Annotated in this window: 5 protein-coding genes and 2 pseudogenes; 5 read left to right on the forward strand and 2 right to left on the reverse strand. The window is 53.5% G+C overall.

Annotation, left to right across the window (positions count from 1 at the left end; genetic code table 11):
* Positions 1 to 20: 20 nt before the first annotated feature.
* Positions 21 to 346, reverse strand: a pseudogene (locus MOX02_RS28255) (integrase core domain-containing protein); the annotation flags it as partial.
* Positions 347 to 505: 159 nt separating this feature from the next.
* Here MOX02_RS28255 and MOX02_RS28260 point away from each other — a divergent pair.
* The 5 genes and pseudogenes from MOX02_RS28260 (at position 506) to MOX02_RS28275 (ending at position 8,042) form a co-directional block, all read left to right on the forward strand.
* A complete protein-coding gene (locus MOX02_RS28260) occupies positions 506 to 1,999 on the forward strand; it encodes a DUF6212 domain-containing protein (protein ID WP_147029117.1) in 1,494 nt (497 codons plus the stop codon).
* A gap of 84 nt (positions 2,000 to 2,083) precedes the next feature.
* A complete protein-coding gene (locus tag MOX02_RS28265) occupies positions 2,084 to 4,699 on the forward strand; it encodes a glycosyltransferase (protein WP_170268033.1) in 2,616 nt (871 codons plus the stop codon).
* Between the two features lie 357 nt (positions 4,700 to 5,056).
* Positions 5,057 to 5,228: pseudogene (locus tag MOX02_RS32505) on the forward strand (IS5/IS1182 family transposase); the annotation flags it as partial.
* Between the two features lie 391 nt (positions 5,229 to 5,619).
* Positions 5,620 to 6,783 carry a hypothetical protein gene (locus tag MOX02_RS28270; RefSeq protein WP_147029119.1) on the forward strand — a complete coding sequence of 388 codons (1,164 nt, stop codon included), beginning with the start codon at positions 5,620 to 5,622 and terminating at the stop codon, positions 6,781 to 6,783.
* Complete coding sequence (locus tag MOX02_RS28275; RefSeq protein WP_147029120.1) at positions 6,783 to 8,042, forward strand: glycosyltransferase; 1,260 nt, start codon at positions 6,783 to 6,785, stop codon at positions 8,040 to 8,042. Before MOX02_RS28270 ends, MOX02_RS28275 begins: the two co-directional genes overlap by 1 nt.
* A gap of 183 nt (positions 8,043 to 8,225) precedes the next feature.
* On the opposite strand, the gene MOX02_RS28280 is transcribed toward MOX02_RS28275, so the two are convergent.
* Positions 8,226 to 8,768, reverse strand: a complete 543-nt coding sequence (locus tag MOX02_RS28280; protein WP_238179858.1) for a recombinase family protein — start codon at positions 8,766 to 8,768, stop codon at positions 8,226 to 8,228.
* Positions 8,769 to 9,142: the final 374 nt, after the last annotated feature.

Genomic DNA, 9,142 nt, shown 5'->3' on the forward strand with positions numbered 1-9,142 from the left:
GGCTTGAATCTTAATAAGAGCTAGTGTCCTGATTCCTTTGTCTCTCCGGCTTGAAGGGTGCGGAGGCAGAAGCGCTGGATGGCGCCAGTGTATGGTCCCGGGTGTGGTGTGACGGGTTGAGCCTGAAGCGTTCGGGTTCTTTCGTCCAGACCTGGCAGATGAACTCGTAGAGTGTCAGACCCCGCAGCGTCCTGAGCCGGCGCGCGTGGTTGTAGGCATCCACGAAGAGCTGGAGGTGGTCTCTGAGCTGATCGTGGCTGTCGTAGTGATAGCGTTTGGCGGTCGCGTCTTTGATCGTGCAGTTCATCCTCTCGACCTGACCGTCGGTCCAGGGATGGTTCACCTTGCGCACACCGTTCGCCAAAAGGTTGATGAGCCGCCGAATTCGTGCAGACTCGTCTGCGGCTCTCCCGACGGATTATGCGCATCTGCTTAACCAAAGCCAACCTAGGTACTCCAATTGTTATCATTTGAGACCCTGCCCCTCTAAGAATCGATATCGAAGATGACCACGCAAATCAAGCAAGCTGCTCTCGCAGTTGCAAGTCAACCATGTGTTTTCGTCCCGTATAACGACATCGAAATCATTGCCGAATTTTTATACCCGCCGATCGTTCCGATTGGCTTCCGTCGGTCGTCAGGAGGATTTGTTATTGCGGCCGCTTCCGAGGCTGCCGTGCCTCTGACACAAGCACCCGTTTTATGTGTGGGGGTCGTATCGTTCAACAAAGATTGTAAAGAAGATCTCAAAGCATTTCGCGAGAGCTTGATCTCGCTCGGTGCGCGGCACGTCCCGCCGCTAGCTATATTTGAGAAAAATGACGCGCTGCCGCTCGCTCAGTATGTAGCGTCAGCTCTTATTCAGTCAAACCTAAGCCTAGCTTCGTACGCATCGATACTGATGAGTGAGCTTTCCCAACTCAGGCGCGCAAACGAGGAGCTTCAAAACAATTTCTTTGCTGTAGAAGCCTACTTATCGCGACAATCAATCCAGCCTGCAGACCTCGCCTTCCGGTCAGATGCTCTTGAAGGTGCGGGCTTCAGTCTAGATTTCGACATAGATGGCATAATCCAGATTTTGCCAGTGGCGAGTACGGGGGTGACCGCAGCGTCGATACACATAATCGAATTAAGTCATGACGAAGGTGACTTGCTTGTAGAACTAAATTCTCTGGAAGATGGACGCCGCCTCGCCATTTGGCGGGTGCCCTCTCGCGACCTAAACTCGGGTTGGAACACATTCGTCCTTCCGCGAGCCCTATATGGTATCAAACGCACCCTGCAACTCAGCATAAGATACGAAGGAGGAGGTAGTTCTCCGACACTCTCTCTGGGCACCCCGCAACCGATAGAACAATTTCGGGTTCGTAGCGCCCGCACTGGATCTCCTATCGCATCGAACAGTCTTGCACTAGAGGTTTGGGCAGGACTTCCCGGCTTCTCGCCCCCGGAGTGGAGCACGCCCTGGCATAGCATTACGAAATATGACACACATACGGGAATGGTTGAGGCAAGAGTCTCTGAGCGCCATCTGTCAAAAGTGTTTATTCTTGATTCCGCCGATGCGTCATTTGACTTCAATGCGGTCCAGTATCTAAAAAGCGAAGGAGAGGTATTTGTTCATCCTCCTGCTTACGGCATGACAACCGCTATTATACCTCATGGCCTTCCGCCCGATGCTGTTCGTATATCTGCAAAGTTAGCAATCGGAAATGCGAAATCCGCGGACATTAGCTTTTCGATCGGAGTATGTAAGACATCCAATGAGGACAGAAAAATACCTCCGGAAACGAGCTCGGGAATGCCGGACCTTGTGTGCTCAGAATGGAAAGCCGTCAAGCCGGGTGCAATTGAGGAAATAAATCTATTCTTAAAAGAAAAGTATCATGGCTGGGCTGATATCTATCTATTTACGCGAATGACTGAAGAAGGAAATAATGATTTCGCGTGGGCTCGATTCAGGGCGATCACAGCTCTCATTCAGCAAGACTGCAGCTGATATCCGTCCTGCACAATCGTATAGCGACACTTACGCGGCTTCGCCTTTCTGCCGGCACTAAGTACCATGTGTGAAATGATGTTCATGGAAAAAATTCAGAATATTTCGGTTGCTGTTGTAGTGCCTGTTTATCAGCATTCTGTTTTTCTTGCAGAAGCCGTAGACTCTGTTATTGCACAAGAGGGATACGAAGGAATCGCAACAGTTATTGTAGATGACGGATGCCTTTCAGCGGAAACTCAGGTGGTAGGGCAAAGCTACGCTTTAGGAAGAGACTCAGTTTTCTACCTGCGTAAGCCGAACGGTGGACTGAGTTCTGCACGTAATTTCGGGATCGACTTTGTTTTAGCGAATTTCCCTAGGGTTGAAGCGGTGTTTTTCCTCGATGCTGATAATCGTATCGCGCCGACGACTATCCGAAATGTGATAGGTTTTTTGAGAGAAAACACAGCGATTGATTGGGTGTACCCGAATATCGATAAAGTGGGGTTAGAGTGGCACGGCAATTATAACGTACCGTACTCTCGTCTGCTTCATCTGACATTCGACAATATTTGCGAAGCTGGTAGTCTCGTATCGCGTCGACTACTTGAAAGCGGTGTTCGCTTTGATGAATCGATGAAGGCTGGATTTGAAGATTGGGACTTTTGGCTTCAATGTATCTCCCGCGGGTTTCGTGGAGCAAATTTTCCGTTTTTCGGATTTGAATACCGACAGCGCGCTGAGAGTATGCTGCGCAACTCTAATCGACAACGTGGGAATATCCTCGAATACATTCAGAGAAAACATGGAAGTCTGTTCGATGTAAAAATGCTTCTTCAGTGGGAGCACGAAGAAGTCCCTCGTTATGCGTTGATAGAGCCTGGGCTTGACGAGATTGCGTTGTTTACCGATCCTTTATCTCAAGTCGCTGAAATCGGACACCGCGATTTTATAACTGCCTTTTGGGCGGAGAGATCAGAGCCAGACGCGTATGGTGTGCCTCCAGTTCTGCTATGGATGCGGCAAATCCAGTTCGTAGCCCTTAAAAGGATGAGGATTGTTCACAATTTCTTGTGGAAAATTGAGTATTTAGTCGAGCAGCATCATTTCGTAGCTGTACGATTTCGATATGAACAGCATGCCATTAGCATGCGATTGGATTTGGCCGGTGAGCGGGCTGCATTGGATTTCGTCCCTGCCGGTTGGGCAACACGATCATCTATGTTCGAACAATGTGCCGTCGACAGTTCCGACGAATGGATTTGTACACTAAAGAGCAGCAACCCTGCGCCTAACGTTGCCATACTAACTGTATGCGCTCCCTTCTTCGACGAAGAATTGAACGGGGCGCAAATATCCTGCACGACGGCTTTGCTCGCGCTCGCCAAGGAAGTTGGAGAAAGCGAGTATCATTCCGAAAAGGCAAAGCGCTGGAGTTGGCGGAACGCTTATTTTCCGAGACGATCATCCTACCATGAGCTCCTCAGACGGACGGTCGGAGCTTCTCCTATTATGCCGCGGGTTCACAATCCTGAGAGGACAACCATTGGTATCCTTCTCCCAATTGCATCCTTCGGCGGCGTAGAGAAGGTCGCCTACGCTTTTGCAAAAGTGCTGAAAGACAATGGCTACGAACTGCATCTCTTCATTTTTGGTGAACCTACCTATCGAGGTGTGCCTGATGCTGAAGGTGTGTTCGAAAGCATCAACTTTTTGGCGGCAGAATACAATTTATGGGGCGGTCCTCATGTTTACCAAGGGCACGAAATTCTACTTGGAAGTGATCCGGAAGCTCAGTCTGATCTCATCTTAGGGTTGCTCTGCGGGCTTGACGTCATCGTCAACTGTCAGGTTGCCCCCGCCAACGCCGTGTTGGCTGAGTTGCGGCGGCGCGGGGCCAAGATCGTTGGTTATTGGCACGTGATGGACAAAAATAATGTCCGTAGAGATGTCGGCCACCCGTATATCGCGTTGGCTTTTGAGCACGTTTATCATCTGATGCTTACCTGCTCGGAAAGTCTCTGCTTTTGGCTCCACAGCATGGGTGTACCTCAACAAAAGTTGATGCACATACCTAACGCTCCGAGCTATAGCCTCGCTCCGCAAGCGGTCGAAGAAATCTGTGCGCAGCGTAAAGGGCGTATTCGCAAGGCGCTATCTGTGATTTTTCTCGGCCGTTTTGACCGGCAAAAGGGTATTGAGCGAATTCATGACGCAGTACGCGAGTCATTTCACCGGCAGTTACCTATAAAGTGGCGCATAATCGGGAGCGAAGTTATAGAAAGTGGTTTGCAAATTTCTTGGAGCGCTCGCTTTGAGGCGATCGGGGTGAAGGTGGAAGAACCATTATATGACTCTGACTTAATCACCCGCGCGATTTCAGAAGCAGATATAATGATCCTGCCGTCGAGATGGGAAGGTGCGCCGCTTAGCATCATTGATGCGCAACGCCTTGGATGTGTTCCGGTTGTCACTGACGTAGGCGCGGTCGGTGAGCTTATCGACGATGAGGTTGATGGCGTGCTCATTTCCGAAGGCAGCGACAAGGCTGTAGCGGAGCAGCTCATTCATGTGCTTATGGAATTAGTGGACGATCCATCAAAGCTCTCCGCTTTGAGCTCGGCAGCATGTACCCGTGTTTCAGAAATTAGCTGGAGTAGCTCGGTTAGTTCGTTCGTAGAAGTCATGCAGAAGTGGTTTCCAGGCCCTGACGACTAATGCTTCACGAACATTTACGCCAAGTTGACGGATATTGCGGGTCGAGTACATTTCGAGAATAATGCTTCGTAGCGTTCGTGGATAGGCGTAAAGCCAGGTCCAGGCGCGTGACAGGCGCGGGCGGCCGGATGAGCGTGCTGCAGAACCATGTGTGGATGGCCCTCGGGTGCAAGCGGATTCTCTGAACGGGCGCTGTGCGTGATCGGATGCTGCCACTTGTTCGGCCTCTGATGCGGCGGGTCAGAAGCCGCGGGCCTTATGGGAGTGCGAAGGTCGGGACCACATCATTGGAATGCGCTCGAAGCGCTCCCGATGCGCCTGGTACTCCCAACCCCGCCGCACCGACGTTGCGCCATACTGGATTTGTGTGCTGTGGTGCTGGACGCCGACATGCTCTGGACCTTCGGGGGGGCGCTCACGGCGTGCTCAGATCGTGGGCCAACCGGCCATCCACGTGCTGTTCTCAGCCCAGCAAACGGCCTCACGCGACGCCGGCTTCCTGGCGATGGGCGGGCAGATTATCGGCGCGATGTGGTAGCCGCCTAGCAGCGGAGCACCGCCTCCGAACCGTCCAGCAGCTTTCGCCAAGCTGGTGTCTCGAGGCGTCGAACCGGCCGCATACTGTGCCGAGCGGCCGACCGCCGCCTTTCGCAAGGCCGCCGGTCCGGCAAGCAAACGCTAGGTCACCTCAGCAAATGGCTGCTCTGGCGCTACCCTCGCATCGACTCCGCTCTCGTTCGACCGCCGGAACATAAGCTTGCCGAAGTAGTATTAGAATCTCTTGATCATCCCCGCTTTTCGCCCTCTCGGATCCCTCTTGCGAGAAAACCTTTGCTGAGTGAGATTGTTAACGGATGCTGGTAGGGATAGGTCAGTGTGTTGAACCAAGGTCCTAGCCTGACTGCTTTCGTGAGATCGCAATGAGCAGAATTGAAACCCCTAAAATGGTTAGCTCCGGATTTCGGACCCGTTCTGAGAGCACGCTGAAGACCGCCATCGCGGATGGATTTGGATCTGTGTTAGTCGAGATCGGGCATGTACCGGATTGGAGCGGCGACATTGTAGGCAAGAAAGATCAGCCTTGTTTCAGATTGAGTGCTGAAACTTTAGGTGATATATCGCTACAGAATACCACTTTCTTTTTTAGTGGCACGGCGTCTGATATCAAAATGCGGCGGGGCGAGAGTTATTTATGGCAGTCCCGCGGCACCGATGGTGCCGAGGAAGAGTTTTTGATCTGTCCAGAACTTTTAGAAAAGCCCGCGTTCGACGCAGCGAACTCCGATCTTTTCAGGAGGGCCGCCGCGATGGATTTGAATGCTGCGGCAGATCTCGTCCGCGTCGATAAAGTTGGTGGACTTCGTAGGCGCGCCGCGCTCTGCAGATACCGTCACGTAGCCGTGGCGAACCGAAAGTCTGTGTCGGTGGGCATCCTAATTTGCTGCAGCTCGAATGACGTATTCGCGCGTGCAACCTGCGCGTCGGTCGGCTCACTTTGGTACCGCTTCGGTAATGTGGCAAGTCTTTGGGACGTCCAGAGTAGAAGTAAACGTGGATTTACCCAGACTGCGACAGATGAACGAGAGCGAATTCAGTCGTACTCTTCGGTATATGCAGTCGAGGCATCTTTTCTCGCAGATCACGACCTGATTCTGTTTCTGCCTGCCGGCTCGCTCGTGACGCGCACCTTTCACGCTCTTCTCACGGAGATCGCCAATCACGTGAAGGAGGGACAGCTTATTCAACTGCGCACAAGTAAAAATTCGCGACGCTTGGATGTGCTGCCGGTGCTCAATGGTACAATTGCGCGCCCCAAAGATTTTCCCCTTACTAGTTTTTTTCCTGTGATCGCTTGCGCAAGTGACGTTCGTTGGGTGCTTTCAGGTGGCCGCTGCTATACTTCAACGCTTTCTCTTGTTTTTGATTTAATGCGGGAGTTGGATATCTTGGAGATATCTACTGAGCCCGAGGACGGCCTCCTGCAGGTTGCCCCGCCGCCTCAGCATCTTGAATCGCTCGAGATAGATCACTTCATACGAAATTTTGTCGAAGCCACAGCCTCGGTTGATGAAGCAAAGCACTGATGAAAACTCAGCGAGTCGCCGTTCTGGCACATTCCCATCCTGCTCTCACTAAGGGTGGAGGAGAGATCGTTGCGCATCGCTCCTTCAGGCATCTACAGCAGGTCTGCGATCATGCAACCTTATTTACGGCCGTGCCACTGAGAGTGCGAAGCGGGAACTCAATCTTCAGTCGAGACGAGCGGATCGTCGAGTATGATTCGGAAGAATTCTTGCTGCAATCAGACAGGTATGACGACTTTTTGGGGACAACCGATGACTGGAAATTGCTCGATGATATTGCTTCGATTTGCGATAAACGAAAAATTAACGTTTTCCATTTCCACCACTTCTTCCAACTTGGAGTCAATGCTGCCGCTTATCTACGTTCACGCTTCCCTCATGCGGCCTTTGTTTTAACGCTCCATGAGTTTTTATCGATTTGCTATCAACACGGTCAGATGATCAGGCGGAATTCGCGTCTTCGGTGTAATCGCGCGTCCCCAATCGACTGTCATCTCTGTTTTCCTGAACATTCAAAGGAGGAATTTCGGCTCAGGTCCAGCTTGTTTGAACATTTTTTTGCTAGTTTTCAGGCTATTACTGCGCCAAGTCGCTTCCTTGCTGAGATGATTAAGGATGCCGGATTGGTAAACGACATTCTCCTTGTTCAAAATGGCACCTCTTGTTCCGCTCCCGAGAACGTTGATCATGGCTGCCCGATAGATTTGCACGCCCGCTTTGCTTTCTTCGGGCAGACGACGCCGTATAAGGGTCTTGATGTTTACCTAACAGCCGCTGTTAGGATTCTGGAAAAGCTCGGATCCATCGCAACTTTCTCAATTTATGGCTGCGATATTGCCGGCGCGCTTCGTCTTCCGGCTATTCAAAGTCTTGCTTCCTCGTTGAATAAGTGGTCCGGAAATATCGTGTTTCGCGGCGTCTACGACCCTCAGTCTGTTATAAGCCATATGCAGACATGTGGCTGGGTTGTTGTGCCCTCAGTGTGGTGGGAGAACTCGCCGATCGTGATTCAGGAAGCGTTTGCCGCTGGGCGGCCCGTCCTCTGTTCTGGCATCGGAGGGATGCGGGAGGCTGTAGAACATGGTAGAGACGGATTCTATTTTCGCCCAGACGATCCTTTGGATCTCTCGAATACTTTTGAGCGCTGTCTGGCCGGGCCTCAGACTTGGTCGAATCTGCGAGCGAATATTAAGGCGCCCCGGACAATCGAGATCATGAATGCGGAGTATGTTAAAATCTATAGTGATATTCTCGGTTGAGAAATGGCAGGCGCCCGACATTTTGATCTTTCGAGGTAGATGCCTGTACTTGCCTTTGTGGGGTTGCATGAGGGGCCGCCGCACCGACTCGGGGTGGTGGCCGCGGCCGTCTCGTCGAGTAACGCCAGCCGGTCCGTGTCGAGTCCCGCAGGCTCAGACGCTCAAGCCCGATCCAGGCGAAGATCAGGCGCACGACGCCGGCCTCCTCGGGCACGACCTCGAACCGGGCAACCCCACCGCCTTGATCGCGGGTGACGTACCGATAGCCGTAGGGCGCGCCAGCCAGCGCGCTGACCGAGCCCGACCGCGTTCCAGGATCTGGGCGCGCTCGTACTCGGCGATGACGCCCTGGATCTGCAGCAGCAGATCGTCCTCAGGGCTGGCTCCAATCGGACGATAGAGGAAGATCACCGAGACACCCGCGCGTCGGAACTCCTCCATGAGCAGGGCTTGATGCGCGTGCCGTCGGGCCAGACGATCCGGAGCCAGCACGTAGAGGCATTCGATCGCGCCGGCAGCCACCGCGTCGCGCAGGCGCTCCATGGCGGGGCGCACCAGCGAGGCGCCGCTCTGCCCCTCGTCCACATAGCCATTGTCGGGCGCGATCCTGCTCCCATCGGCGGCGATGCGCTCGTGCAGAGCGGCGACTTGGCTGTCGATCGTATGCTCGCGCGCCTGGGCCTCGCTGGAGACGCGCGCGTAGAAGGCCACCCCACCCTCAGCCATGCTCAGTCCTCCTCGTCTGAACTGGTACGGGCCCTACGGATGCGATGGGCTTGCGGGTCACCGGCAGGATGCGGGCGTAGGCCTCGACCAGGTACTGCGGACTGAGCCTGGTGGTCTCGAACGAGATACGCGCCACGACGACCACCTGCGGCGTCGATCGACCCATGTGCACCTCCATCGGTGCGGGGTGCGGCGGGTCCGGAAGGAGGCTTCAGCCGAACCGAGGCGCTATCGGTTCGAGAGCCGTCAACCAGCCGCTCGCGTGGAATGCGAGCCGACCACTCGAACGTCGAATTGGCAAGATTGTACGGCGGACCGTTGAGCGCACGTTCGGCTGGCTGTCTCACTGGAGCGGCTTGCACCGCGAGCGCGCT

It is taken from the genome of Methylobacterium oxalidis (assembly GCF_007992195.1).
GTDB classification, from domain to species: Bacteria; Pseudomonadota; Alphaproteobacteria; order Rhizobiales; family Beijerinckiaceae; genus Methylobacterium; species Methylobacterium oxalidis.

Coding starts and splice junctions, on each gene's coding strand:
- MOX02_RS28260 (WP_147029117.1), top strand. CDS start 506: ATGACCACGCAAATCAAGCAAGCTGCTCTCGCAGTTGCAAGTCAACCA.
- MOX02_RS28265 (WP_170268033.1), top strand. CDS start 2,084: ATGGAAAAAATTCAGAATATTTCGGTTGCTGTTGTAGTGCCTGTTTAT.
- MOX02_RS28270 (WP_147029119.1), top strand. CDS start 5,620: ATGAGCAGAATTGAAACCCCTAAAATGGTTAGCTCCGGATTTCGGACC.
- MOX02_RS28275 (WP_147029120.1), top strand. CDS start 6,783: ATGAAAACTCAGCGAGTCGCCGTTCTGGCACATTCCCATCCTGCTCTC.
- MOX02_RS28280 (WP_238179858.1), bottom strand. CDS start 8,768: ATGGCTGAGGGTGGGGTGGCCTTCTACGCGCGCGTCTCCAGCGAGGCC.